This is a genomic window from Streptomyces cellostaticus, assembly GCF_023630175.1.
Classification (GTDB): Bacteria; Actinomycetota; Actinomycetes; order Streptomycetales; family Streptomycetaceae; genus Streptomyces; species Streptomyces cellostaticus_A.
The window spans coordinates 143575-168459 of the sequence record NZ_JALLIN010000004.1 but is presented as its reverse complement, the minus strand read 5'-3'; the positions used below and the strand labels follow the sequence as shown (position 1 = coordinate 168459).

The window sequence follows — 24885 nt, the reverse complement described above, 5'->3', positions numbered from 1 at the left end:
AAGGACCCCGGTCGCCGGTCAGGGTTTGCGACGGGGCGGACCCCGGCCGGCGCGGCGCTGGTGCTGCGACCGGAAGGGTTCACCGGCTCGCGCGCCCGGCACGGCACCTCGCCGCGTCGCCGCATCACCCGAGTACGTCCGGTACGCGGACGACGCTCCGCCTTGCGCTGCACCGCACCGGACGCCGCGAGCCTTCCGTCAGACCCTTCCGGTCACAGCACTAGCTCGGGTTCGTGTCGATGACCGCGACCCGGTTCGTCCGGCTGGTCAGCGCCTGGCGGAGGGCGACGTACACGTCCTGGGGCGTGACCGCCGTCTTCTTGCCGGTGCCCCGGGTGATGAGCACGCCGTCGAAGGTCTGGCCGTAGAGCTGCTGCAGCGCGTCCAGGTCGGGCTTGTCGGTGAGTTTGCCGTCGGGTGTGGCCGTGACCCGGAGGAACTTCCACAGCGACTTCTGCGGGCTCAGGGCGATCGAGTGCGCGGCGTCGGTCTGCACCGTCACGTTGGCCGACATCGCCGGCTCCGCGAACTCCTTCATCTCCCGGTCCACCTCGGCCTTGGAGACCGTCGGCTGCCTGGTGGCGGTCGGTACGGCGACAGGCATGGCGGTGCCGGTCTCCACCAGCGTGCGGTAGGCCTGCGCGACCGCACGGGTCGAGCCGGCCGCGTCGATGGCCTTGCCCTCCTTGCCGTACACGGCCACGGCCTTGCCGGCGCGGAACTCGACGCCGCCCTCGACCACGGAGCCCGAGCCGCCGCCGGTCTGCTGGAGGGCCGCCTGCAGCTTCTCCTCGTCCACCGGCATGACCGGCTCGACCTCGCGCTTCTGCCCGAAGAGGGAGCCGATCACCGAGACCGGGTTGTAGTCGCTCTGCGCGGCGTCGCTCACCGTCGCCGCGAAGTCGAACTGCAGGCCCGCGTTGTCCGGCTCGACGGAGACGGTCTTGCCGCCCACGGCCAGCTTCAGCGGCTTGCCGACCCGCCCGCCGAAGGCGTCGTCGAGCTTCTTGACGGCCTCGTCGCGGGTGCCGCCGCCGATGTCGACGCCGAGCACCGTGGTGCCCTTGGGCACGTCGGTGTGGTTCATCAGCAGCCCGGCCCCGTAGGCGCCGGCCGCGACGACGACCAGGCCCACGGCGAGCAGCACCAGCTTGCTGCGGCCCTTCTTCGGCCGGGCCGCCGCCTTGGGCTGCGGGGCCGGGGCGGGCTTGGGTGCCTGGCGCGGCACCGGACCGTCGGTGGGGGTGCCGGAACCGAACGGGGCGTTCCCGGCGGACGGGACGACCGGGATGCCGCTGGTGACGGTCTGCCCGGAGACGTTGCCGGCGGCGCGGTACCCGGGCGTGCCCGGTTCGGGGGCCGGCTTCTGCGGGGTGAGGATCGCGGTGTCGTCGCTGAGGCCGCCGCCGGGGCCGGCGAGGGCGCCGGGGGCCAGCGGGCCGCCCTGGCCGTGCGCACCGCCGGGCAGCGGGTGGCTGCCGGTGTCCCCGGGCAGCCGGTGACTGCCGGTGTCGCCGTAGCCGCCGAAGGACTCGCCCAGATCCCGGTCCGGGTCGCTGAGCGGGTTCGCGGGGCCGGCCGGCGGAATCCTCGGCCCGTCGCCGGTGACCGGTCCGCTCGTCGGGCCCGCCGGGCCCTTGGGACCGCGGCCGCCCTGGCCGTTCGGCCCGTTGAAGCCGCGGGGGCCGCCCGGGCCGCCGAGCCCGCTGGTACCGCCCGCGGGGCCGCCGCCGGGGCCGTCGAACCCGCTCGGCGCGCCCTCGGAGAAGAACGGCAGGTCGTCGCGGCTCGGCTCATCGCCGCCGCCGGAGCGGGCGCCGCCGCGCGAGCCCGCGGCCAGTGCCTCGGTCACGTCGAAGGAGCCGGTGCCGCCGCCATGTCCCGGGGCCACGGGGCCGCCGGTGGCCCCGGTCAGGCCGGAGCCGTTGGTGCCGCCGGGGCGCGAGCCGCCCGGTGCGCCCATGGCGCCGACCACACCGCCGGGGCGTCCGCCGCCGGAAGGGGCGCCGGTGCCCCCCGGCCGTGCGGGCGGCGCGGCCACCGGCGCCCGGTGGGAGCGCGCCGTGCGCACCCCCAGCGGCAGCCGCTCCACCAGCGGCTCCTGGGCCATCCGGGCGCGCACGCGCTCGCCGACGTACGGCGTGCCGTTGCGCGCGTCGAACCGCGCCGCGAGTTCCAGCGCCTCCGCGCGCGCGTGGGCGGCCAGTTCCCCCGCGGTCCAGGCCCGCCCGGCCGGCCCCGGCACCCGCTGCCCGCCCAGCCCGAGGGCGGTCAGCCGGTCCATCAGCAGGGCCACCACGGCCGTGAAGTCCAGCCGGCTGCGCGGATGCCCGGTGTCCGTGAAGTACGCGGGCCGCTCGGCCAGCAGCTCCAGACCCCGCGCCTCGTTGCCGCTCAGCGCGCAGAACTCGACATGGTCGGCGTAGGCGCCGCGCATGCTCTCCATGGTCCGCACCAGGCGGAAGCCGCGCAGATGGTGGGCGCGCGCCTCGTCCGTCCGGCCCAGCCGCAGCAGCGGCGCCAGCGAGGAGGCCAGCACGGTGTGCGGCTCGTGGGCGCAGGCGTACTCGCCCTCCAGCACCGGCCGCCACAGCCGCAGCGCCCGGTCGTCCTCGCCGCACAGGACCTGCCAGGTGCCCTGCCCGTGCAGCTCGCAGGCGTGGCAGTCGGCCATCCGGTCCCGGTCCGCGGCCAGCCAGGCGGTGTACGCCCGCCCGGCCCTGGCCAGGTCGCCGATGTGCGCGGCCACGCTGAACTCGGCAGCGTGCACGGCCCGTTCGGAGTGACCGGCGAGCCGGTAGCGGTGCGCCATCTCGCCGAGCCACTTCTCGACCGAGGCCAGCGGGACGTGCGGCTGGTCCAGCATGCCCGCCGACATCCACTTGAAGACCCAGTGCAGCGAGTGCGTCTCGTACGCGTCGAAGTCCTCGGGGCGCTCGTCCCACATGCGCAGCAGCCGCGCGAACGGGACGAACATCCTGTCCTTCTCGGAGCTGTAGTTGTACACCTTGAGCTGGTGTCCGAGCGCCTCGATCACCGCGAGCGGGACGGCCAGCCGCTCGGCCTCGGCGAGCAACTGCTCCGCGCGCGCGTTCCGGGCGGGCCCCTCCGGCTGCCCGGAGTTCTCGGCCATCGCCCGGCGCAGCGCGTCGAGGTCCGTGATCTCGCCCATCAGCGACCGTTCTCCCCGTGTGTGGCCCACTCCAGCAGGCCGATGAACGCCCGGTTGAGCAGGGCCGAGTCCGCGGGCCTGAGCGGGCGCTGCGCCATCAGCAGTGCCTGCCCGTACAGCGACTCGGTGGCGGTGCCGATCAGCTCCGGATCCCGGACCGAGGCGATCCGCCGGATCAGCGGGTTGAGGTGGTTGAGCACCAGCCGTGCGCGCGGCGCGCCGCCGCGCAGCGAGCCCAGGATGCCCGCCCACAGGTCGTCGGCCCGTTCCTCGGCCTCGGCCCTGGCCTGTTCGTGCCGGGCGGTCCGGTCGTCCAGGTGCAGCGCTGGCACCGACAGCGGGTGGAACGCGCGCAGGACGACATCGCAGCCCAGGGGGTCGAGCTTCGCCCGCGCCGCCGCCAGGAACCCGGACAGCGCCAGCTCCTGCTCCGGATCGACCGCGTCCAGGTGCGCGGTCACCGTGTCCGCGTCCAGTTCGGCGACCACCGTGCCCGGCCGCACCGAAGGCAGTGCCTCCACCAGCTCGCTGTCGTAGGTGTATCCGCCGTTGACCACCCCGACGCCCTGCGCGGAGGCGATCGGCGCGACCTGCCGGTACTCCTCGACCGTGCGCGTGAAGTGCACCACCGGGTGCCGCTGTGCGAACTCCTCCAGGGAGAGACGGCCGTCGGTGGTCTCGAACGGCAGCCACGGCAGCATCGTGCGCAGCATGTCCGCGTCGTGCCGGGCCAGGGACTTCACCCCCAGGTGGTGCACGGCGAGGAACGCCGCCAGGCGCTCCGGGTCGCCCGCCGCCAGCCCGGCCAGCCAGGACCTGATCCGCTCGCCGAGGGCCTCCCGCACGGCCGCCAGCGTCTCGTCCTCGTAGAGCGCCTCGCGCGATGCCGTGGGCCGCAGGCTGTCGGTGTCCAGCACACAGCGCACGAAGAACGCCCAGTCCGGCAGGAGCTGTTCGGCCCGCTCGGTGAGCAGCATGCCCTTCAGGTGCACCCGGTGCGTGGCCCGCTGCGCCGGGCTGACCGCCGACGGCAGCACGTACGCCACGCCGCGGATCCCGGCGACCGGTACGTCCAGGCCGATGGAGTCCAGGGGCGTGAACCCGAACAGCTCGTGGCAGTGCCGGGCCAGCGCCACCCGCCGGGCGGCCGGGGAGGGGTAGGGGCGGTCCCAGGGCGCCGGCAGGTCGGTGACGGCCTCCTCGCCCACCCGGACGTCGTACGGCAGCAGCGAACCGAAGTCCCGGGCCAGCTCCCGGACCCGGCCGGGCGACAGCCACTGCGCCGCACCGGCCCGCGCCACCAGGTGCACGGTGGTGCCCGGCTCGGGCCGCTCCGCGTCCGGCAGCGTGCGCACGGTGTACGAGCCGTCGTCGCGGGCCGTCCACTCCACCGGCGGGGCCCCGGGCGTACGGGCGCTGCGGCTGACCACCCGGATCCGCTCGGCGACCACGAAACAGGCCAGCAGGCCGATGCCGAACTGCCCGAGGAAGTCGGACCGTGCCTCCTGCAGGCCGTCCGCCCGCTTGGAGCTGCGGCCGATGGTCGCCAGCAGGCTGTGCACGTCCGACTCGGTGAGCCCGACGCCGCTGTCCTCCACCCGCAGCGTCCCGTCCGCCGCGTGCAGCCGCACCCGAGCCGGTGCGCCGGGATCCTCGGCCCGCCGGGCCGTGATGGCGTCCACCGCGTTCTGCAGCAGCTCGCGCAGATAGACCTTGGGACTGGAGTAGAGGTGATGGGAGAGCAGGTCCACCAGACCGCGCAGGTCGACCTGGAACGTGTGGGGTGACTGGGGTGCCTGGGATGCCTGTGAGGTCTGGGAGTCCATCGTCGCAGCGCCGGCGGGGGGAGCGTGCGTTCGGCGCGGGGTCGGGCGGTCCCGGGTGGGGCGGTGACCGCGGGGGATGGCCGGAGCGCGCCATCCTAGGGCCGGAGCGGGCTACCTGACCAGCGGTTTCCCGAACCTGTACGGTCCGCGGGGCCGAAGCCGCCGGGCGGCCTCTACGGCATTGTCGGTGCGGTGGTGTGCAATGGATCTCGTGCCCGCACTGGAAGAACCACTGAAGCAGCCCCTGAAGTCAGTGCTCGGCCCCGCCACCGCGAAGGTGATGGCCGAGCACCTCGGCCTGGTCTGCGTCGGCGACCTCCTGCACCACTATCCGCGCAGATACGAGGAGCGCGGCCGGCTCACCCCGCTGGCCGAGCTCCCGATGGACGAGCATGTCACGGTGGTCGCCCAGGTCGCCGACGCCCGCCTGCACAGCTTCGCCTCGTCCCGTGCCCCGCGCGGCAAGGGGCAGCGCCTGGAGGTCACCATCACCGACGGCAGCGGACGGCTCCAGCTCGTCTTCTTCGGCAACGGTGTGCACAAGCCCCACAAGGAACTGCTGCCGGGCACGCGCGCGATGTTCGCCGGCAAGGTCTCCGTCTTCAACCGCCGTCTCCAGCTCGCCCACCCGGCCTACGAACTGCTGCGCGGCGACGGCGAGGAGACCGTGGAGAGCTGGGCCGGCGCCCTGATCCCGATCTATCCCGCCACCGCCAGACTGGAGTCCTGGAAGATCGGCAAGGCGGTCCAGACGGTGCTGCCCAGCGCCCGGGAAGCCGTCGATCCCCTGCCGCCCTCCCTCCAGCAGGGCCGCGGCCTGGTCACCCTCCCGGAGGCCCTGCTCAAGATCCACCGCCCGCACACCCCGGCCGACATCGCCGACGCCCGGGCCCGCCTGAAGTGGGACGAGGCCTTCGTCCTCCAGGTCGCCCTCGCCCGCCGCCGCCACGCCGACGCCCAGCTCCCGGCGGTCGCCCGCAGACCCGGGTCCGACGGCCTCCTGGCGGCCTTCGACGACCGCCTGCCGTTCACGCTCACCGAGGGCCAGCGCAAGGTCTCCGAGGAGATCTTCGACGACCTCGCCACCGAACACCCGATGCACCGCCTCCTGCAGGGCGAGGTCGGCTCCGGCAAGACCCTGGTCGCGCTGCGCGCCATGCTCGCCGTGGTCGACGCGGGCGGCCAGGCCGCGATGCTCGCGCCCACCGAGGTCCTCGCCCAGCAGCACCACCGCTCCGTCACCGAGATGATGGGCGAGCTGGCCGAGGGAGGCACGCTGGGCGGCGCCGAGCATGCCACCAAGGTGGTGCTGCTCACCGGCTCGATGGGCGCGGCCGCCCGCCGCCAGGCCCTGCTGGACCTGGTCACCGGCGAGGCCGGCCTGGTCATCGGCACGCACGCCCTGATCGAGGACAAGGTCCGGTTCCACGACCTCGGTCTGGTGGTCGTGGACGAACAGCACCGCTTCGGTGTCGAGCAGCGCGACGCCCTGCGCGGCAAGGGCAAGCAGCCCCCGCACCTGCTGGTCATGACGGCGACGCCCATCCCGCGCACGGTCGCCATGACCGTCTTCGGCGACCTGGAGACCTCCGTCCTCGACCAGCTCCCGGCCGGCCGCTCGCCGATCGCCAGCCACGTCGTGCCGGCCGCCGACAAGCCGCACTTCCTCGCCCGTGCCTGGGAGCGGGTCCGCGAGGAGGTGGAGAACGGCCACCAGGCCTACGTGGTCTGCCCGCGGATCGGCGACGAGGAGGACGGCCCCGGGAAGAGCGCGAAGAGGTCCGCCGGGGACGAGGCCGAGAAGCGGCCGCCGCTCGCGGTGCTCGAGGTGGCCGACCAGCTCGCCCGCGGCCCGCTCCAGGGCCTGCGGGTCGAGGTGCTGCACGGCCGGATGCACCCGGACGACAAGGACGCCGTCATGCGCCGCTTCGCGGCCGGCGAGGCGGACGTCCTGGTCGCCACCACGGTCATCGAGGTCGGCGTCAACGTGCCCAACGCCACCGCGATGGTGATCATGGACGCCGACCGCTTCGGCGTCTCCCAGCTCCACCAGCTCCGCGGCCGGGTGGGTCGCGGCTCGGCCCCCGGCCTCTGCCTCCTGGTCACCGAGACACCCGAGGCCGGCACCGCCCGGCAGCGCCTGAACGCCGTCGCCGGAACCCTCGACGGTTTCGAGCTCTCCCGCATCGACCTGGAGCAGCGCCGTGAGGGGGACGTCCTCGGCCAGGCCCAGTCCGGCGCCCGCACCAGCCTGCGCGTCCTCGCGGTCATCGAGGACGAGGAACTCATCACCGAGGCCCGGCAGGAGGCGGCGGCGGTGGTGGCCGCCGACCCGGACCTGGAGGGCCTGCCCGGACTGCGGACCGCCCTGGACGCGCTGCTGGACGAGGAGCGGGAGCAGTACCTGGAGAAGGGCTGACGCGGGCCCGCCCGGAGGGGCGGCGGGCCGTACTCGGTGTGCGGCTACCGCGGCGCGGGCGCGACCGGCCACAATGAGGCGTACCACCGACCACGGAGAAGGACCCCACATGACCCGCGTGATCGCCGGCCGGGCCGGCGGACGGCGTCTGTCAGTGCCACCCGGCACCGGAACCCGCCCCACGTCCGACCGCGCCCGCGAGGGTCTCTTCTCCACCTGGCAGTCCCTGCTCGGCGGCCCCCTGGACGGTGAGCGCGTCCTCGACCTCTACGCCGGATCCGGCGCCGTGGGCCTGGAGGCGCTCTCCCGGGGCGCGGGCCACACCCTCCTGGTCGAGGCGGACGCCCGCGCGGCCAGGACCGTCCGGGACAACGTGCGGAGCCTGGGCCTGCCCGGCGCCGAGGTGAGGGCGGGCAGAGCGGAACAAGTGATCAGAACCGCGCCCCCGGCCGTCCCCTACGAGCTGGCCTTCCTGGACCCCCCGTACGCCGTCACCGACGACGATCTTCGGGAGATCCTGCTCACACTCCGCTCGCAGGGGTGGCTCGCCGAGGAAGCCCTCGTCACCGTGGAGCGCAGCACCAGGGGCGGCCGATTCGAGTGGCCGGACGGCTTCGAGGCGATCCGGTCCCGTCGCTACGGCGAGGGAACGTTTTGGTACGGTCGCGCCGCCTCTACGTGCGAAGACGCACGATGACCGGACCGGAGAGCGAGGGAACACAAGTGCGCCGCGCCGTCTGTCCCGGGTCGTTCGACCCGATCACCAACGGACACCTCGACATCATTGCCCGCGCCTCGCGTCTGTACGACGAGGTCTACGTGGCGGTGATGATCAACCAGTCCAAGAAGGGCCTGTTCGAGATCGAGGAGCGGATCGAGCTGATCCGCGAGGTCACCGCCGAGTACGGAAACGTCCGGGTCGAGGCCTTCCACGGCCTCCTCGTCGACTTCTGCAAGCAGCGCGACATCCCCGCCATCGTCAAGGGCCTGCGCGCGGTCAGCGACTTCGACTACGAACTGCAGATGGCCCAGATGAACAACGGCCTCACCGGCGTCGAGACGCTGTTCGTGCCCACCAACCCCACCTACAGCTTCCTCTCCTCCTCGCTGGTCAAGGAGGTCGCGGCCTGGGGCGGCGACGTCTCCCACCTGGTGCCGCCCGCGGTTCTCGAGGCCCTGAACGGGCGTCTCCACAAGGGCTGATGGGACTACAGTCGTCCCGTCCGTCTCCAACACAGCAGTAGAGAGTGGCGAGCACAGGTGGACGTCCAGAAGAAGCTCGACGAGATCGTCGCCGCGGTCACCGGCGCCCGGTCCATGCCGATGTCGGCCTCGTGCGTGGTCAACCGCGCCGAGCTGCTCGCGCTCCTCGACGAGGTGCGCCAGGCACTGCCCGGCTCGCTCGCGCAGGCCCAGGAGCTGATCGGCGACCGTGAGCAGATGGTCGAGCAGGCCCGCGTCGAGGCCGGGCGGATCATCGAGAGCGCCCACGCCGAGCGCGGCTCGCTGATCTCCGACACCGAGGTCGCCCGCCGCTCCCAGGCCGAGGCCGACCGGATCCTCACCGAGGCCCGTACGGAGGCCGAGGAGATCCGCGCCGAGGCCGACGACTACGTCGACTCCAAGCTCGCCAACTTCGAGGTCGTCCTCACCAAGACCCTCGGCTCGGTCGGCCGCGGGCGGGAGAAGCTGCTCGGCACCGGCCCCGGCCTGGACGAGAACGGCTACGAGGACGAGGACGCGCCCGAGCGCAGCCAGGACCCCGAGACCCTGCGCCACAACGCCGACGCGTACGTCGACGTCAAGCTCGGCGCCTTCGAGGCGGTCCTCGCCAAGACCCTGGACGCGGTCGGCCGCGGCCGGCAGAAGCTGCACGGCCGCATCGCCACGGACGACCTCGGCGCCCTCGCCGACGACACCACGACCTTCCAGCACTCCAGCGACGCCGACTACCTGGCCGACCTCGCGGCTCTCGCCGACACCCCGGCCGAGCGTCCCGCGCCGGCCCAGCAGCCACCGCAGCCGTCGTACGAGCCGCAGCCGGCCTATCCGCCCACCCCCGGCTACGCTCCGGCGGCTTCCGGCGGTCAGCAGCCCGACCCGTACGGGGACTTCCCGCGGCAGCCCGACTACGCGCAGCAGGACCCGTACGGCTACCAGCAGGCCGACCCCTACGCCTATCAGGGCGCCTACGAGTCCCAGCAGGCCGCGTACGACCCGCAGCAGGCCGCGTACGACCCGCAGCACGGTCACCGGTCCCAGCAGCCCCAGCAGACGCAGGACCAGCAGGGCTACGCCCTCGAGGAGACCAGTCTCTTCGACACCAGCATGATCAGCGCGGAGCAGCTACGGGCGTACGAGCAGGGCCGCGGCCTGTAGCCGGTGCCCCGGAGCCACCACCGGATTGGGCCCTGAGCGAAAGGTCCAGTATCCTGGCTCTTCGGTCGCGTGTACGTCCGCGATCACCGCTGCCCGGAACACCGACGGGTGGCGTCCCTCCGAGTTCGAAGATCGAAAGCAGGAATGGCTTCCAACGCCCGCCACGACCACCGCAACCCCCTCGTGTTCGACACGCACGAGCTGGGTCGGCGGCCTGGCGCGCTGCAGCGCCTGAACCGCACGATCGACGCCCCCGGGGACCTGGGTCTGCAGGGAGTCATCGGAGTGCCGGAAGGCGCCCCGGTGGAGCTCGAACTCCGGCTCGAGTCGGTCATGGAAGGGGTGCTCGTCACAGGCACCGCCCGTGCACAGGCCGAGGGGGAGTGCGTAAGGTGTCTGGAGCCGCTCGGGCTGGAGCTCGAAGCGGACTTCCAGGAGCTGTTCTCGTACCCTGACGCCGACGACCGGGGCCGTGTGATCGCGGAACCGGGCGACGACGTCGAGGACGACGAGGACAGGTTCTTCCTCGAGGACGGACTCTTCGACCTCGAACCTCTGCTGCGCGATGCGGTGGTGCTCGCACTGCCGATGCAGCCGGTGTGCCAGGACGACTGCCCGGGCCTGTGCTCCGAGTGTGGAGCGCGGCTCGCGGACGACCCGGACCACCACCACGACGCCGTCGACATTCGTTGGGCGGCATTGCAGGGACTCGCCGGCACCATGCAGGACGGCGAGAAGGACGAGATGAGCGGCGCCGAAGCGGGCGTCGACGAGAAGCAGGAGAAGTAGCCGTGGCTGTTCCGAAGCGGAAGATGTCGCGCAGCAACACGCGCCACCGCCGGTCGCAGTGGAAGGCTGCGGTCCCCACCCTGGTTGCGTGCGAGCGCTGCCACGAGCCCAAGCAGCAGCACATCGCGTGCCCGTCTTGCGGCACCTACAACAAGCGCCAGGTCCTCGAAGTCTGAGCGGGCTGGTGAGAGGCACTGTGTCCAGTCCCAAGAAGGCGGCGGAAAACCAGGCCTCGTCCCACACGCTTCTGGAAGGGCGGCTCGGCTACAAGCTCGAGTCCGCCCTTCTGGTGCGAGCGCTGACCCACCGTTCCTACGCGTACGAGAACGGCGGTCTGCCGACGAACGAGCGGCTGGAGTTCCTCGGGGACTCCGTCCTCGGCCTCGTCGTCACGGACACGCTGTACCGCACCCACCCCGACCTGCCCGAGGGCCAGCTGGCCAAACTGCGGGCCGCGGTGGTCAACTCGCGTGCGCTGGCGGAGGTGGGCCGCGGCCTCGACCTGGGCGCCTTCATCCGGCTCGGCCGTGGTGAAGAGGGCACGGGCGGCCGGGACAAGGCGTCCATCCTCGCCGACACCCTGGAAGCGGTGATCGGCGCGGTCTATCTCGACCAGGGCCTCGAAGCGGCCTCCGAACTGGTGCACCGCCTGTTCGACCCGCTGATCGAGAAGTCCTCGAACCTCGGTGCCGGCCTGGACTGGAAGACCAGTCTCCAGGAGCTGACCGCGACCGAAGGGCTCGGCGTCCCCGAGTACCTGGTCACGGAGACCGGCCCGGATCACGAGAAGACCTTCACTGCTGCCGCCCGCGTCGGAGGCGTCTCGTACGGCACCGGCACCGGCCGCAGCAAGAAGGAGGCGGAGCAGCAGGCCGCCGAGTCCGCCTGGCGGGCCATCCGGGCCGCCGCGGACGAGCGCGCCAAGGCGGCCGAGAAGGCCGTCCAGGACGACGACACGTCGTCCGCGCCCGCCTGACGAGAGCAACACCGAGCGTCCGCCCCGCTGTTCGCAATGGGGCGGGCGCTCGCCTTCATCCCACGGTTCCCACGGGGGTCACGATGCCCGAGCTGCCCGAGGTCGAGGTCGTCCGGCGCGGTCTGGAGCGGTGGGTCGCCCACCGCACGGTCGCCGAGGCCGAGGTACTGCACCCCCGCGCCGTGCGCCGGCACGTCGCGGGCGCCGAGGACTTCGCGCACCGGCTCAAGGGCCACCACATCGGCACGCCCAGCCGGCGCGGCAAGTACCTGTGGCTGCCGCTGGAGGAGACCAACCAGTCCGTCCTCGCCCACCTCGGCATGAGCGGCCAGCTCCTGGTGCAGCCGCACGAGGCGGCGGACGAGAAGCACCTGCGCATCCGGGTGCGGTTCGCCGACTCCCTCGGCACCGAACTGCGCTTCGTGGACCAGCGGACCTTCGGCGGACTCTCGTTGCACGACAACACCCCCGACGGCCTGCCCGACGTCATCGCGCACATCGCCCGCGACCCCCTCGACCCGCTGTTCGACGACGAGGCCTTCCACCAGGCCCTGCGTCGCAAGCGCACCACCATCAAGCGGGCCCTGCTGGACCAGTCGCTGATCAGCGGGGTCGGCAACATCTACGCGGACGAGGCCCTGTGGCGCTCCCGCCTCCACTACGAACGCCCCACGGCCGGCCTCACCCGGCCGTGCACCACCGAACTCCTCGGCCACGTCCGGGACGTGATGAACGCGGCCCTCGCCGTCGGCGGCACCAGCTTCGACAGCCTCTACGTCAACGTGAACGGCGAGTCGGGCTACTTCGACCGGTCCCTGGACGCGTACGGCCGTGAGGGCCTGCCCTGCAAGCGGTGCGGCACGCCCATGCGGCGGCGCCCGTGGATGAACCGGTCCAGCTACTTCTGCCCGAAGTGCCAGCGGGTCCCGCGCGGCCGGTAGCCGGCACCCGTACCGGCCACTGACGCGGCACTACGACGGCTGGCGTGCGTCGTAGGCGGCGCGGGCGGCGAGCACGTCGTCCATGGAGCCCTCCACGCAGTGGATGAGGGCCAGCAGCCGCTCCGCGACCCGGTGGCCGAGCGGGGTCAGTTCGTAGTCCACCCGCGGCGGGTTGGTCGGCTGGGCCTCGCGGTGCACCAGACCGTCGCGCTCCAGCGCGTGCAGCGTCTGGGACAGCATCTTCTCGCTCACTCCGTCGACCCGGCGGCGCAGCTCGTTGAAGCGCAGCGAGCCCTCCTGCAGCGCGCCGAGCGTCAGCCCGCCCCAGCGGCCCGTGACGTGCTCGAGCGTGCCGCGCGAGGGGCACGCCTTGGCGAACACGTTGAACGCGAGATCGTCCTCGATGACGGGCCGCCGGTCTGCACTCATAGCACAAGCGTACGTGAACGCAGCGCACCCCACCAGGTTGCACTAACCATAAGTTAGTGCTTTCCTTTTGTCATCGCCCGGCGAGCTGCCCCTTCGAGGAATTTCAGGAGTCCGTATGACCACGCCCGTTGTCTCCATCGCCTACCACTCCGGCTACGGCCACACCGCCGTGCTCGCCGAGGCCGTCCGTGCCGGTGCCGCGGAGGCGGGTGCCGAGGTCCATCTCATCAAGGTCGACGAGATCACCGACGAGCAGTGGGAGACGCTGGACCGCTCCGACGCGATCGTCTTCGGCTCGCCCACCTACATGGGCACCGCCTCCGGTGCCTTCCACGTCTTCGCCGAGGCGTCCTCCAAGCGCTGGTTCGGGCAGGACTGGAAGGACAAGCTGGCGGCCGGTTTCACCAACTCCGGTTCCAAGAGCGGCGACAAGCTGCACACGCTGCAGTTCTTCCAGATCCTCGCCGGACAGCACGGCATGCACTGGGTCAACCTGGGCCTGCACCCGGGCTGGAACAACAGCGAGGGCTCCGAGTACGACCTCAACCGCCTCGGCGTCTTCGCGGGCGCGGCCGCGCAGACCAACGTGGACGAGGGCCCGGACGCCGTGCACAAGGCGGACATCGCCACGGCGGAACACCTGGGCCGCCGGGTCACCGACACGGCCCGCGTACTGGCCCGCGGTCGCGCGGCGTCCTGAGCGGGCGGAGGACCGCCCGCGCGCCCGGCACTGACCGGGCGCGCGGGGGCCGGCTCCGTGGCCGAGGGGGGCGGGCCGGGGCCACGGGCTGCGGGTGGGTGATCGATCAATGCTGCGACCCGCGGCTCGGTCGTCGCCGGCGGTCGGTGCCGGTCGCCGGCGAGCGCCTCGTGTGCCCTCGAGGCGACCCGGCTCCGACCGCTGGTACCGGGGTGGCAGGATGGTCGGCATGCCCCTGCCCATGCCGAAGGACCTGACCTCGACGATCCTGCGAACCGACTTCAGCGATGACGCGGCCTGGTCCGCGGTCCAAGCGGCGATCGACGCGGCAGACGGCTCCCCGCACGCCACCTGTGTCAGCGATCCCCGCTTCGACGGCGCGACGGTCCAGGCACTGATCGAGGAGGAGGCCGCCACCGCGGAGGACGGCAGACTCACCTACCTGTTCCTCGCGGATGCGACCACCATGGCCGACCCTTCGTGCCCACTCCTGGCCGTCGACCTCTACGACGAGCCCGGACGGACGTGCCGGGTCCCGGCCCGGTGGTACCCGGACGTCTCCGCCAACCTGAGCATCGCGAACATGGACTTCGCCGACTTCGCCGACGCGGCCGACGACTCGGGCGCCTTCCGCGGCTGGGGTGACGACTGACCCCCGCCGCTCAGGGCGCACGGCGCTGGCGGTCGGGCCCTCAAGACCGGCCAGCGCGGCCGGGCTCGTGCTCGCACCGGACGGCGCCCGTCGCCGACCGGGGGCGGTTGCCGTGGTTGCTGTACCTCACTGCTGTACCTCACTGCTGTACGGCGCCTGTTGTCGGGGCGGTCAGCCCTTCGGCCTAGGCTGCGCCCATGTGGAAGGAAGCCGCTGCCGAAGCCTTGCCCGAGGTCGAGTTCCGCGCACCCGTTGAGGCGACCGCTCTAGCCGAGGCGGAGCGGCACCTCGGCCGAGGCTTGCCGGCGCAGCTGACTGCTCTGCTGATGGAGACCAACGGGATGGTCGGCGAGTACGGGACTGACGTCGTATGGTCGCTGGATCGGATTGTGGAGCAGAACCTGCTGTTCTGGTCCCCCGATACGTTCCCCGGCCTGTACATGCCCTTCGATCCGCTGCTGTTCTTCGGCGACAACGGCGGGGGCGACCAGTTCGCCTTCGTGCTGACGCCTGAGCGTCCGGACATCTTCGTCTGGGACCACGAGAATGACAGTCGGCTGTGGGCTGCGCGCGAGCTGGAGGACTACCTGCACCGCTCCCTCGCGGGCGATGGCGACTGGTACCGGTAGCCACCCTATGGACTGACCGTCATGGAGTGGGCCTGCGCCATCGCGCGCGCTGCATCGGCCCGGACGGGACGGAGAAGTCCAAGAGCCTGCCGGACAAGCAGAGGCGCAAGGCTGAGACGTGGCCGGCCAACATCGAAGCGGACATGTCGTGTGGCGACGACTCGGCTGCCGATGACGGCCCAGGGCGCCCCATAGGGTGCTGACCTGCGGCTTTCTCAATAGCCGAAGTCCTGCGTCCACCAGGGGCCGCCCGAGCCCATGTGCACGCCGACGCCTAGGGTCTTGAAGTCGCAGTTCAGTATGTTGGCGCGGTGGCCGGGACTGTTCATCCAGGCTTCCATCACGGCCGCCGCGTCCGTCTGGCCGCGCGCTATGTTCTCGCCGCCGAGGTCGGTTATGCCCGCCTTCCCGGCCCGGTCCCAGGGGCTCGCCCCGTCCGGGTCGGTGTGGTCGAAGAAGCCCCGCGCGGCCATGTCGTCGCTGAAGGCCTCGGCCAGCGCGGTCAGCGACGAGTTCGCCGAGACCGGGCTGCACCCGACCTTGGCCCGCTCCTCGTTGACCAGCTTGAGCACCTCGGCCTCGACGGCGGACTGCGTCGACACCGTCACCGGTGCGGAGGTCCGCACCGGGGCCTTGGCCGCCGGGTGCGACGGGGTGCTCTCGCGCTCGGGGGCCTTCGCCGTGGGGGAGGGCTTCTCCGACGGCGGCTTCGTCGGGGTGGGGGATGCCGGGGCGGACGCGGACGCGGACGCGGTGTCGGAGGGGGCCGGCGAGGTCGCCCGCTGGGCGTCACGGCTCGTGGCCGAGCCGCCGCCGCGGCTGTCCGCGCCGCCCGAGCTGCCGCCCTGCTCCGACGCGCTGTTGCCGGGGGAGTCCGCCGCCTGCACCCGGTCGCCGCCGGTGGTGTTCGTGCCGCCGCCGAGCCGGTAGTTCTCCAGGCCGGGTACCGCGCCGGTGGCCACGGCCACGGTGCCGAGGGCCACGGCGGCGGAGACTCCGAGCAGGCCGGTGCGCATCGGGGCGGCGGCCTTCTTCTTGCGCCGCCTGCCGTGGGACGGCCCGCCCACCGGGGTGTAGCCGTCGCCGCCGGGCGGCCGCGCGGGCTCGTCGTCCATCGAGAACGAGTAGGCCGCGGTCGGGGCGGTGGTCTCGGCGTACGCCTCCGGGTGCAGGTACGGCGCGATGCCCAGGGGTGCGCCCTCGCCCGCGTACGGAGCCCGCGGGTACTCGCCGTCCGTGGCCCGGCCGGTGGTGGCGCGTCCGGCGGCGGAGCGTCGGTGGCGTCCCATGTCCTTGCCCTCTTCCTCGTCTCGCGGTCGACCCGGCGCCACGTGGTGAGTGACTCCGTATGGCCAACTCCACTCACTCGAAGGAGTGAGTTTCATATGAGATTCATTGGGTCGGGACGGTACCGCATGCCTTCGGGGCGGGGTGTGTCCCCGGTGACATCGGCCGGTTAGGTTGCCCCCATGAGCGAGGATGTTCGACTGGTCGCCTGGGTGCGGGGACGCGTCCAAGGTGTGGGTTTCCGCTGGTTCACGCGTGCCAAGGCGCTGGAGATCGGCGGGCTGAGTGGTTTTGCTCTCAATCTGGGCGACGGCCGCGTCCAGGTCGTCGCCGAGGGGCCCCGGAAAGGCTGCGAGGGCCTGCTGGACTGGCTCCAGGACGGCGACACGCCCGGCCGCGTCGACGGTGTCACCGAGATCTGGGACACACCCCGCGGCGGCTACGACGGCTTCGCCATCCGCTGAACCGATTCTGTAAAGACGCCCAGGCCATGGCGCGGCGACCTGCTCCTGGCACATGCCCGCAGCAGAAATAGGCTGGTGGTTGCCAAGAAGAGCGCCACGTGGCAGGCTCCGCTGGTACAGCTGATCGCCACGCCCCGAGGGCCCCGCAGGAGACGCAGCGCCACCCGCACGGTGGCCGTGCGCCCCGGGTTCGCCCGTCAATACGGGGCGTGATCGTGTTGACCGTCAAACTTTTTGGTGAGACGCTGAAAGCCCCGCGCACCTTGGCTGTTTGGCATGTAGGAACGCAGAGCAACACTCGAGTGTGTCAAGCACCGCGGGTGCGAATCCCTCACGACCCACACCGCATCGGTCGGTCACTCATTGTGGAGGACCATCCATCATGGCAAAGGCGCTTCTCGGTTACGTCGGCGGCTCCGACCCTCGACTCCTCGCCGAGATGCGACGGCTGCAGCAGCGTGTACAGGACCTGGAGTCCGAGCTCGTACGGATCCAGGCGGAGAACGACGCGCTGGCGGCTGCCGCCTCTCAGGACAGGATCATGGAGAGCATCGACGCACACCAGGCGGAGCCTGCGCTCACCTGATCGCTGCATCGCTCCACGACAGCAGGCGCAGCGGTTGGGGTGCCCGTACCAACCGCACTAGTCGAAGGCGACCGCGACCCGGTCGCCAGAGTTGCAAGGGACGCTTCGGCGTCCCTTCTTCCTTTGCCCTGTGCATCCTTTCACCGTCTTTAACGTTTGGTTTGCCCTGCGTGTTCAAGGGCGAAACCGTGCTGTTGCGAGTGTCCGTGGAGTGAGATAGCGGCGGCGGGTAGAGTCCGGCGGCGTGCACCTCAAGGCCCTGACTCTCCGCGGGTTCAAGTCGTTCGCCTCGGCGACCACGCTCCGGTTCGAACCGGGGATCACGTGCGTCGTCGGCCCGAACGGCTCGGGCAAGTCCAACGTCGTGGACGCGCTGAGCTGGGTCATGGGCGAGCAGGGCGCCAAGTCGCTGCGCGGCGGCAAGATGGAGGACGTCATCTTCGCCGGCACCACCGGCCGTCCGCCGCTGGGCCGCGCCGAGGTGTCCCTGACCGTCGACAACTCCGACGGCGCCCTCCCCATCGAGTACGCCGAGGTCACCATCACGCGGATCATGTTCCGCAACGGCGGCAGCGAGTACCAGATCAACGGGGACACCTGCCGTCTGCTGGACATCCAGGACCTGCTGTCCGACTCCGGCATCGGCCGCGAGATGCACGTCATCGTCGGACAGGGCCAGCTCGACTCCGTCCTGCACGCGGACCCCGCCGGCCGCAGGGCGTTCATCGAGGAGGCCGCGGGCGTCCTCAAGCACCGCAAGCGCAAGGAGAAGGCGCTGCGGAAGCTCGACGCGATGCAGGCGAACCTCGCGCGCGTGCAGGACCTCACCGACGAACTGCGCCGCCAGCTCAAGCCGCTCGGCCGGCAGGCGGCGGTGGCCCGTCGCGCCGCCGTCATCCAGGCGGACCTCCGCGACGCCAGGCTGCGCCTCCTCGCCGACGACCTCGTGCGTCTGCGTGAGGCCCTGCGGTCCGAGATCGCCGACGAGGCGGCCCTGAAGGAACGCAAGGAGTCCGCCGAGCGGGAGCTGAGGAAGGCGCTCCAGCGGGAGTCCCTGCTGGAGGACGAGGTGCGGCGGCTCGCGCCGCGCCTGCGGCGCGCCCAGCAGACCTGGTACGAGCTGTCCCAGCTGGCCGAGCGGGTCCGCGGCACCGTCTCGCTGGCCGACGCCCGGGTGAAGAGCGCCACCTCCGCGCCCCCCGAGGAGCGACGCGGCCGCGACCCCGAGGACATGGAGCGCGAGGCCTCCCGCATCCGCGAGCAGGAGGCCGAACTGGAGGCCGCCCTGGAGGCCGCCCAGCGGGCCCTGGACGACACGGTGGCCCACCGCGCCGAGCTGGAGCGCGAACTCGCCGTCGAGGAACGCCGGCTGAAGGACGTCGCCCGCGCCATCGCCGACCGCCGCGAGGGACTCGCCCGCCTCTCCGGGCAGGTCAACGCGGCCCGCTCGCGCGCCGCCTCGGCCCAGGCCGAGATCGACCGGCTGGCCGCCGGCCGGGACGAGGCCCAGGAACGCGCGTTCCGGGCCCAGGAGGAGTACGAGGCACTGAAGGCGGAGGTCGACGGACTCGACGCCGACGACGCCGACCTCGCCGAGCGGCACGAGACGGCCAGGCGGGCGCTCGCCGAGGCGGAGTCCGCGCTGACCGAGGCCCGCGAGGCGGCCACCGCCGCGGAACGCCGGCGCGCCGCGACCCAGGCCCGGCACGAGGCGCTGGCTCTGGGCCTGCGGCGCAAGGACGGCAGCGGCCTGCTCCTGGGCGCCCGGGACCGCATCAGCGGAGTCCTGGGCCCGGCGGCGGAACTGCTCGACGTGGCCCCCGGCCACGAGGTCGCGCTGGCCGCGGCCCTGGGCGCCGCGGCCGACGCGGTCGCCGTGACGTCCCCGGCGTCGGCGGCCGAGGCCATCCGCCTCCTGCGCAAACAGGACGGGGGCCGCGCGGCCCTCCTCCTGACCGGCGCCGGGGAGCCCTCCGACGGCGGTCCGGGCGCCCCGGGCGCCCCCGGCGACGGGCGCCGCGCCGGCCTACTCCACGCCGCCGACCTGGTGCGGGGCCCCGCCGCGCTCATGCCCGCCGTGCGGCGGCTGCTGCGCGGGACCGTGGTCGTCAGCACCCTGGAGGACGCCGAGGACCTGGTCCGGGCCCACCCCGGGCTGACCGCCGTCACCGCGGAGGGCGACCTGCTCGGAGCGCACTTCGCGCACGGTGGCTCGGCCGGCGCGCCCAGCCTGCTGGAGGTGCAGGCCTCCGTGGACGAGGCGGCCGCCGAGCTGGCGGAGCTGGCCGTGCGCTGCGAGGAACTGTCCGAGGCCCAGCGCACGGCTGCCGGGCGGCGCTCCGAAGCCGCCGCGCTCGTGGAGGAACTGGGGGAGCGGCGCCGGGCCGCCGACCGGGAGAAGTCTGCCGTGGCCCAGCAGCTCGGGCGGCTCGCGGGGCAGGCGCGGGGCGCGGCGGGAGAGGCCGAGCGGTCGGCGTCGGCCGCGGCACGCGCGCAGGAGGCGCTGGACAAGGCCGTGCAGGAGGCCGAGGAGCTGGCCGAACGGCTCGCCGTGGCCGAGGAGATGCCGGTCGACGAGGAGCCGGACGCCTCGGTGCGGGACCGGCTCGCCGCCGACGGGGCCAACGCACGGCAGACCGAGATGGAGGCCCGCCTCCAGGTCCGTACGCATGAGGAACGGGTCAAGGGGCTCGCGGGGCGCGCGGACTCACTGGACCGGGCGGCCCGCGCGGAGCGCGAGGCACGCGCGCGTGCCGAGCAGCGCAGGGCCAGGCTCCGGCACGAGGCCGCCGTGGCGCAGGCCGTCGCCTCCGGTGCCCGGCAGCTGCTCGCGCACGTCGAGGTGTCCCTCGGACGGGCGGAGGAGGAGCGGACGGCGGCCGAGGCCGCGAAGGCCCGGCGGGAGCAGGACCTGGCGGCCGCCCGGAACGCGGGCCGCGACCTGAAGTCGGAACTCGACAAGCTCACGGACTCGGTGCACCGGGGTGAGGTGCTCGGCGCCGAGAAGCGGCTGCGGATCGAGCAACTGGAGACGAAGGCGCTGGAGGAGCTCGGGGTCGAGCCGGCGGGGCTGGTCGCGGAGTACGGCCCGCACCAGCTCGTGCCGCCCTCGCTCCCCGCGGAGGGCGAGGAACTGCCCGAGGATCCGGAGCACCCGCGCAACCGGCCCCGGCCGTTCGCGCGGGCCGAGCAGGAGAAGCGGCTCAAGGCCGCCGAGCGCGCCTACCAGCAGCTCGGCAAGGTCAACCCGCTGGCGCTCGAGGAGTTCGCGGCGCTGGAGGAACGCCACAAGTTCCTCAGCGAGCAGCTCGAGGACCTCAAGAAGACCCGCGCCGACCTGCTCCAGGTGGTGAGGGAGGTGGACGAGCGGGTCGAGCAGGTCTTCACCGAGGCCTACCGGGACACCGCCCGGGAGTTCGAAGGCGTGTTCGGTCGGCTGTTCCCGGGCGGTGAGGGGCGCCTGGTGCTGACCGACCCGGACAACATGCTCACCACCGGCGTGGACGTCGAGGCGCGTCCGCCGGGCAAGAAGGTCAAGCGGCTGTCCCTGCTCTCGGGCGGTGAGCGCTCGCTGACCGCCGTGGCGCTGCTGGTGTCGATCTTCAAGGCCCGGCCCAGCCCGTTCTACGTCATGGACGAGGTCGAGGCGGCCCTGGACGACACCAACCTCCAGCGGCTGATCCGGATCATGCAGGAGCTCCAGGAGAGTTCGCAGCTCATCGTGATCACGCACCAGAAGCGCACGATGGAGGTCGCCGACGCGCTCTACGGCGTCTCGATGCAGGGGGACGGCGTGTCGAAGGTCATCTCGCAGCGCCTGCGCTGATCCCCACTCCAAGATGAACTCACCTTGTGTTCATTTTATGAACACGATGTGATCCAGCGCGTCTCATAGCTCACACCAGTCCGGGTATTGACTTCGAAACTTGAAGGCATAGTCTCTGCAACGTTGCTTTTACCTTCAGGTCTAAGTGGTGTGAACGCGGCGCCACGGGATACCTGTAAGGGCTCGCCCCCCCCACACGGCGGCGTTGCCGTGGCCCGAGGAGTTGTTCGTGACCAGCACAGCGCAGGAACCCCAGTCGAGAGCCGGGACGGCTCACCCCGATCACCTCGGGCACGTCATCTTCATCGCGGCGGCGGCCGCCATGGGCGGTTTCCTGTTCGGCTACGACAGCTCCGTGATCAACGGCGCCGTCGAGGCCATCCGGGACCGCTACGACATCGGGTCCGCCGCCCTTGCCCAGGTGATCGCCGTCGCCCTGATCGGCTGCGCCATCGGCGCCGCGACCGCCGGCCGGATAGCCGACCGCATCGGCCGCATCCGCTGCATGCAGATCGCCGCCGCGCTGTTCACGGTCAGCGCCGTCGGCTCCGCGCTGCCCTTCGCGCTGTGGGACCTCGCGTTCTGGCGCATCGTCGGCGGGTTCGCCATCGGCATGGCCTCCGTCATCGGCCCGGCCTACATCGCCGAGGTCGCCCCGCCCGCCTACCGCGGCCGGCTCGGCTCCTTCCAGCAGGCCGCGATCGTCGTCGGCATCGCCATCTCCCAGCTCGTCAACTGGGGCCTGCTGAACGCCGCCGGCGGCGACCAGCGCGGCACGCTGATGGGCCTGGAGGCCTGGCAGGTCATGCTCGGCGTCATGGTGGTCCCCGCCGTCCTGTACGGCCTGCTCTCCTTCGCGATCCCCGAGTCCCCGCGCTTCCTGCTCTCCGTCGGCAAGCGCGACCGCGCCCGCGCGATCCTCGCCGAGGTCGAGGGCGAGGGCGTGGACCTGGACGCCCGCGTCGGTGAGATCGAGCACGCGATGAAGAGCGAGGACAGGTCCACCTTCAAGGACCTGCTCGGCGGCGCCTTCTTCTTCAAGCCGATCGTCTGGGTCGGTATCGGCCTGTCGGTGTTCCAGCAGTTCGTCGGCATCAACGTCGCGTTCTACTACTCCTCGACGCTGTGGCAGTCGGTCGGCGTCGACCCGACGGACTCGTTCTTCTACTCGTTCACGACGTCGATCATCAACATCGTCGGCACCGTGATCGCGATGATCTTCGTCGACCGCGTCGGCCGCAAGCCGCTCGCCCTCATCGGCTCCGTGGGCATGGCCGCCGGCCTGGCGCTGGAGGCCTGGGCGTTCTCGCACCACCTCGTCGACGGCAAGCTGCCCGCCACCCAGGGCTGGGTCGCCCTGGTCGCCGCCCATGTCTTCGTGCTCTTCTTCGCCCTGTCCTGGGGTGTGGTCGTCTGGGTCATGCTCGGCGAGATGTTCCCGAACCGGATCCGCGCCGCCGCCCTGGGCGTGGCCGCCGCCGCCCAGTGGATCGCCAACTGGGCGATCACCGCGAGCTTCCCGTCGCTGGCCGACTGGAACCTGTCCGGCACGTACGTGATCTACACGGTCTTCGCCGCGCTCTCCATCCCGTTCGTCCTGAGGTTCGTCCGGGAGACCAAGGGCAAGACGCTGGAGGAGATGGGGTAACCGCCCCGCCGAGTCCCGAGGAGAAGGGCCAAGTCCCCGCTGCCCTCTCCTCGAACCCCCGCCGCCCCCGCCCGGTCACTGCCCGGGCGGGGGCGGCTCTTCGCTGAACGCCGCCCGCCGGTCCCGCCGGTGGGCGGCCGTCTCGCCCCGGCCGGCCGGCTCCGGTCCCCTCCGCGAAGCGCGGCGGGCTCCGCCGGCCCTCCGGCCGCGCGGTCCCACCCACCGGCGGACGCGGGACGAGGCCGTCCGGGCCCGTACCCGCGCAGCCGGGCGGCCCGGCGGTCGGCGGCCCGGGAGCGGAACGCCGACCAGCGGCGGCAGTGCGGCGCGGTGCGCGGGCGCGGCGCGATCCGCACCGTGCGGCCGCGGTGGCCGAACTGCTCGCCGGTGCACGCCTTCGGCCGTCGGCGCCCTGGTGCTCCTCGGCCCGCACGGTGGTGAGAGTCCGCGCCCGCCGGCGTGCGGGGCCGGCTCCGGCGCCATCCGGTGGCGCGGGGAGGAAGGCGGGGCGGCGCCGGGCTCGGCCGGGTCGGGACGTACGACCGATACGGGCACGACGGCGTCCCCCCTTCACCCGGGCGGGGGAAGGGGGGACACCGTCGGGATGCCGCAGGGCCGCCGACGCGGCCGGGCGCGGCGGCCGGTCAGATGCCCGCGGTCACGGGCTGCCCGGCCTCGGAGGCGGTCTCGCCGGCCGGCGCCGGGCGCACCACCGCGGGCTTCGGCAGGGCCGTGTAGAGCAGGCCGGAGATCACGACCGTGGCCACCCAGCCGAGGCCGTACTCGCCGATGACGTTGTTGTCCGCCAGCGGGCCCGTGAACCAGTCCGAGGTGGTGAACAGCAGACCCGCGACGAGACCGACCGCCCAGGCCGCCACGGCGGCGGGGGAGAAGCCGCCCCGGTACCAGTAGGCGCTGGTGCGCGTGGTGTCGGCCATGGCCCGGCCGTCGTACTCCGCGCGCCGCAGCATGTCCGCGCCGAACACGCCGACCCAGGCCGAGAAGGCGACCGCCAGCAGCGAGAGGAAGGCGATGAACGAGCCCATGAAGCTCGTCGCCACCAGCATCAGCACCCCGCCGAGGACGAGCGAGATCACGGCGTTCACCGAGACCGCCCAGTGGCGCGGCACCCTGAAGCCCAGGGTCTGCGCGGTGAAGCCCGCCGAGTACATCGACATGGAGTTGATCAGCAGCATGCCGATCAGCGCGACGAGCAGGTACGGCACCGCGATCCACGTCGGCAGGATCTCGCCGAGGAAGGAGACCGGGTCCGCCGCCGAGGCCAGGTCGGGCGTCGAGACCGCCATGACCGCGCCCATCAGCACCATCGGCAGCACGACGATCCCGGCGCCGCCCACCGCCGTGCCCACGATCGCCTTCGACGACGCGGTGCGCGGCAGGTACCGGGTGAAGTCCGGCGCGGACGGGATCCAGCTGACCCCGCCCGCCGCGATCATCCCGATCCCGGTGATCACGGCGGCGGTGGAGCCGGCGCCGTGGTGCATCACCCTCGACCAGTCCGTGGTCACGGCCAGGTAGCCCAGGACCAGCACGGAGAAGACGCCGAAGACATAGGCCGCGTACCTGTTGCACTTCTGCACGGCGTTGATGCCGAGACCGGAGATCGCGAAGGTCGCGACGACGAAGGCCAGCAGCATCACCATGTCCAGGACGCTGTTCGCCCTGATGCCGAACACGATGTCCAGGATCGTGAGCATCGCGTACGCGCCGGTCACCGCGTTGATCGTCTCCCAGCCCCAGCGGGCGACCCAGATCAGTGAGCCGGGCAGCAGATTGCCGCGCTGGCCGAACACCGCCCGCGACAGCGCCATGCCCGGGGCGCCGCCGCGCTTGCCGGCGATGCCGATCAGGCCGACCAGCCCGTACGCCACGACCGGCGCGGCGGCCGCGACGACCAGGGCCTGCCAGATGTTCAGGCCGTAGGCCACCACCAGGCTCGCGCCCATGGTGAGGAGCAGCACGCTGATGTTGGCCCCGACCCAGGTCGGGAACAGTTCGCGGGTCCTCGCGGTCCGCTCGTGGTCGGGTACCTGCTCGATGCCACGGGTCTCGAGAGCGCCTTCGGCCTCGACTGTCTTGCTCATGAAAGAGGGTGCCTCGGTGTGGGGGGACGGGACGTCGGGGACTCTACGCGCGTGGAC

General features: G+C 72.4%; 20 protein-coding genes. 15 read left to right on the top strand and 5 right to left on the bottom strand.

The features are described from left to right. Positions 1 to 220 precede the first annotated feature (220 nt). Positions 221 to 3172, bottom strand: a complete 2952-nt coding sequence (locus MXD57_RS04010; protein WP_250399863.1) for a hypothetical protein — start codon at positions 3170 to 3172, stop codon at positions 221 to 223. Further along, positions 3172 to 4998, bottom strand: coding sequence for an HSP90 family protein (locus MXD57_RS04005; protein WP_250399862.1), 1827 nt, complete (start codon positions 4996 to 4998; stop codon positions 3172 to 3174). The genes MXD57_RS04010 and MXD57_RS04005 overlap by 1 nt, the downstream gene beginning before the upstream one ends. Before the next feature lie 202 nt (positions 4999 to 5200). Between MXD57_RS04005 and recG the strand changes: the two genes are divergently transcribed. The 8 genes from recG (at position 5201) to mutM (ending at position 12502) form a co-directional block, all read left to right on the top strand. Next, positions 5201 to 7417 (top strand): ATP-dependent DNA helicase RecG, encoded by a 2217-nt coding sequence (recG, locus tag MXD57_RS04000; RefSeq protein WP_250399861.1) that lies wholly within the window; start codon positions 5201 to 5203, stop codon positions 7415 to 7417. A 109-nt stretch (positions 7418 to 7526) separates the two neighbouring features. Continuing rightward, the gene (rsmD, locus tag MXD57_RS03995) at positions 7527 to 8114 is read left to right on the top strand and encodes a 16S rRNA (guanine(966)-N(2))-methyltransferase RsmD (protein WP_250399860.1); all 588 of its coding nucleotides are present in this window, start codon (positions 7527 to 7529) and stop codon (positions 8112 to 8114) included. A gap of 26 nt (positions 8115 to 8140) precedes the next feature. Beyond that, positions 8141 to 8620: a pantetheine-phosphate adenylyltransferase gene (gene coaD, locus MXD57_RS03990; protein ID WP_250399907.1), complete on the top strand. Its 480-nt coding sequence runs from the start codon at positions 8141 to 8143 to the stop codon at positions 8618 to 8620. A gap of 57 nt (positions 8621 to 8677) precedes the next feature. Then, positions 8678 to 9796, top strand: coding sequence for an ATP synthase F0 subunit B (locus MXD57_RS03985; RefSeq protein ID WP_250399859.1), 1119 nt, complete (start codon positions 8678 to 8680; stop codon positions 9794 to 9796). Positions 9797 to 9940: 144 nt separating this feature from the next. After that, positions 9941 to 10585 carry a YceD family protein gene (locus tag MXD57_RS03980; RefSeq protein ID WP_250399858.1) on the top strand — a complete coding sequence of 215 codons (645 nt, stop codon included), beginning with the start codon at positions 9941 to 9943 and terminating at the stop codon, positions 10583 to 10585. Between the two features lie 2 nt (positions 10586 to 10587). Beyond that, the gene (gene rpmF / locus MXD57_RS03975; protein ID WP_003951102.1) at positions 10588 to 10761 is read left to right on the top strand and encodes a 50S ribosomal protein L32; all 174 of its coding nucleotides are present in this window, start codon (positions 10588 to 10590) and stop codon (positions 10759 to 10761) included. 8 nt (positions 10762 to 10769) lie between these two features. Then, positions 10770 to 11561: a ribonuclease III gene (gene rnc, locus MXD57_RS03970; protein ID WP_374114649.1), complete on the top strand. Its 792-nt coding sequence runs from the start codon at positions 10770 to 10772 to the stop codon at positions 11559 to 11561. Between the two features lie 83 nt (positions 11562 to 11644). Further along, positions 11645 to 12502 (top strand): bifunctional DNA-formamidopyrimidine glycosylase/DNA-(apurinic or apyrimidinic site) lyase, encoded by an 858-nt coding sequence (gene mutM, locus MXD57_RS03965; protein ID WP_250399856.1) that lies wholly within the window; start codon positions 11645 to 11647, stop codon positions 12500 to 12502. Between the two features lie 30 nt (positions 12503 to 12532). On the opposite strand, the gene MXD57_RS03960 is transcribed toward mutM, so the two are convergent. Continuing rightward, positions 12533 to 12931 carry a winged helix-turn-helix transcriptional regulator gene (locus MXD57_RS03960; RefSeq protein ID WP_250399855.1) on the bottom strand — a complete coding sequence of 133 codons (399 nt, stop codon included), beginning with the start codon at positions 12929 to 12931 and terminating at the stop codon, positions 12533 to 12535. A 115-nt stretch (positions 12932 to 13046) separates the two neighbouring features. Between MXD57_RS03960 and MXD57_RS03955 the strand changes: the two genes are divergently transcribed. The 3 genes from MXD57_RS03955 (at position 13047) to MXD57_RS03945 (ending at position 14912) form a co-directional block, all read left to right on the top strand. After that, positions 13047 to 13631, top strand: a complete 585-nt coding sequence (locus MXD57_RS03955) for a flavodoxin family protein (RefSeq protein ID WP_250399854.1) — start codon at positions 13047 to 13049, stop codon at positions 13629 to 13631. A gap of 229 nt (positions 13632 to 13860) precedes the next feature. Beyond that, entirely contained in the window at positions 13861 to 14283 is a 423-nt protein-coding gene (locus tag MXD57_RS03950) for a DUF6924 domain-containing protein (protein ID WP_250399853.1), read from the top strand. A 197-nt stretch (positions 14284 to 14480) separates the two neighbouring features. After that, positions 14481 to 14912: an SMI1/KNR4 family protein gene (locus MXD57_RS03945; RefSeq protein ID WP_250399852.1), complete on the top strand. Its 432-nt coding sequence runs from the start codon at positions 14481 to 14483 to the stop codon at positions 14910 to 14912. Between the two features lie 215 nt (positions 14913 to 15127). Here the strand turns inward: MXD57_RS03945 and MXD57_RS03940 are convergent, their stop codons facing one another. Then, on the bottom strand, positions 15128 to 16201 hold the full coding sequence (locus MXD57_RS03940) for a CAP domain-containing protein (protein ID WP_250399851.1): 1074 nt from the start codon (positions 16199 to 16201) through the stop codon (positions 15128 to 15130). Between the two features lie 180 nt (positions 16202 to 16381). Here MXD57_RS03940 and MXD57_RS03935 point away from each other — a divergent pair, with 180 nt between their 5' ends. The 4 genes from MXD57_RS03935 (at position 16382) to MXD57_RS03920 (ending at position 22723) form a co-directional block, all read left to right on the top strand. Next, positions 16382 to 16663 carry an acylphosphatase gene (locus tag MXD57_RS03935; RefSeq protein WP_250399850.1) on the top strand — a complete coding sequence of 94 codons (282 nt, stop codon included), beginning with the start codon at positions 16382 to 16384 and terminating at the stop codon, positions 16661 to 16663. A 382-nt stretch (positions 16664 to 17045) separates the two neighbouring features. After that, positions 17046 to 17249 (top strand): hypothetical protein, encoded by a 204-nt coding sequence (locus MXD57_RS03930; RefSeq protein WP_018544743.1) that lies wholly within the window; start codon positions 17046 to 17048, stop codon positions 17247 to 17249. Positions 17250 to 17493: 244 nt separating this feature from the next. Then, complete coding sequence (gene smc / locus MXD57_RS03925; RefSeq protein WP_250399849.1) at positions 17494 to 21075, top strand: chromosome segregation protein SMC; 3582 nt, start codon at positions 17494 to 17496, stop codon at positions 21073 to 21075. A gap of 229 nt (positions 21076 to 21304) precedes the next feature. Further along, the gene (locus MXD57_RS03920; protein ID WP_250399848.1) at positions 21305 to 22723 is read left to right on the top strand and encodes a sugar porter family MFS transporter; all 1419 of its coding nucleotides are present in this window, start codon (positions 21305 to 21307) and stop codon (positions 22721 to 22723) included. 644 nt (positions 22724 to 23367) lie between these two features. On the opposite strand, the gene MXD57_RS03915 is transcribed toward MXD57_RS03920, so the two are convergent. Continuing rightward, complete coding sequence (locus MXD57_RS03915) at positions 23368 to 24828, bottom strand: cytosine permease (RefSeq protein WP_250399847.1); 1461 nt, start codon at positions 24826 to 24828, stop codon at positions 23368 to 23370. Positions 24829 to 24885: the final 57 nt, after the last annotated feature.

Bases quoted from the DNA above. Each gene is read 5' to 3' on its own strand.
- MXD57_RS03960 (WP_250399855.1), bottom strand. From the start codon at position 12,931: ATGAGTGCAGACCGGCGGCCCGTCATCGAGGACGATCTCGCGTTCAAC.
- MXD57_RS03945 (WP_250399852.1), top strand. From the start codon at position 14,481: ATGTGGAAGGAAGCCGCTGCCGAAGCCTTGCCCGAGGTCGAGTTCCGC.
- recG (WP_250399861.1), top strand. From the start codon at position 5,201: ATGGATCTCGTGCCCGCACTGGAAGAACCACTGAAGCAGCCCCTGAAG.
- MXD57_RS03950 (WP_250399853.1), top strand. From the start codon at position 13,861: ATGCCCCTGCCCATGCCGAAGGACCTGACCTCGACGATCCTGCGAACC.
- MXD57_RS03955 (WP_250399854.1), top strand. From the start codon at position 13,047: ATGACCACGCCCGTTGTCTCCATCGCCTACCACTCCGGCTACGGCCAC.
- MXD57_RS03940 (WP_250399851.1), bottom strand. From the start codon at position 16,201: ATGGGACGCCACCGACGCTCCGCCGCCGGACGCGCCACCACCGGCCGG.
- MXD57_RS04010 (WP_250399863.1), bottom strand. From the start codon at position 3,172: ATGGGCGAGATCACGGACCTCGACGCGCTGCGCCGGGCGATGGCCGAG.
- MXD57_RS03930 (WP_018544743.1), top strand. From the start codon at position 17,046: ATGGCAAAGGCGCTTCTCGGTTACGTCGGCGGCTCCGACCCTCGACTC.
- MXD57_RS03980 (WP_250399858.1), top strand. From the start codon at position 9,941: ATGGCTTCCAACGCCCGCCACGACCACCGCAACCCCCTCGTGTTCGAC.
- MXD57_RS04005 (WP_250399862.1), bottom strand. From the start codon at position 4,998: ATGGACTCCCAGACCTCACAGGCATCCCAGGCACCCCAGTCACCCCAC.
- mutM (WP_250399856.1), top strand. From the start codon at position 11,645: ATGCCCGAGCTGCCCGAGGTCGAGGTCGTCCGGCGCGGTCTGGAGCGG.
- rsmD (WP_250399860.1), top strand. From the start codon at position 7,527: ATGACCCGCGTGATCGCCGGCCGGGCCGGCGGACGGCGTCTGTCAGTG.
- MXD57_RS03935 (WP_250399850.1), top strand. From the start codon at position 16,382: ATGAGCGAGGATGTTCGACTGGTCGCCTGGGTGCGGGGACGCGTCCAA.
- MXD57_RS03915 (WP_250399847.1), bottom strand. From the start codon at position 24,828: ATGAGCAAGACAGTCGAGGCCGAAGGCGCTCTCGAGACCCGTGGCATC.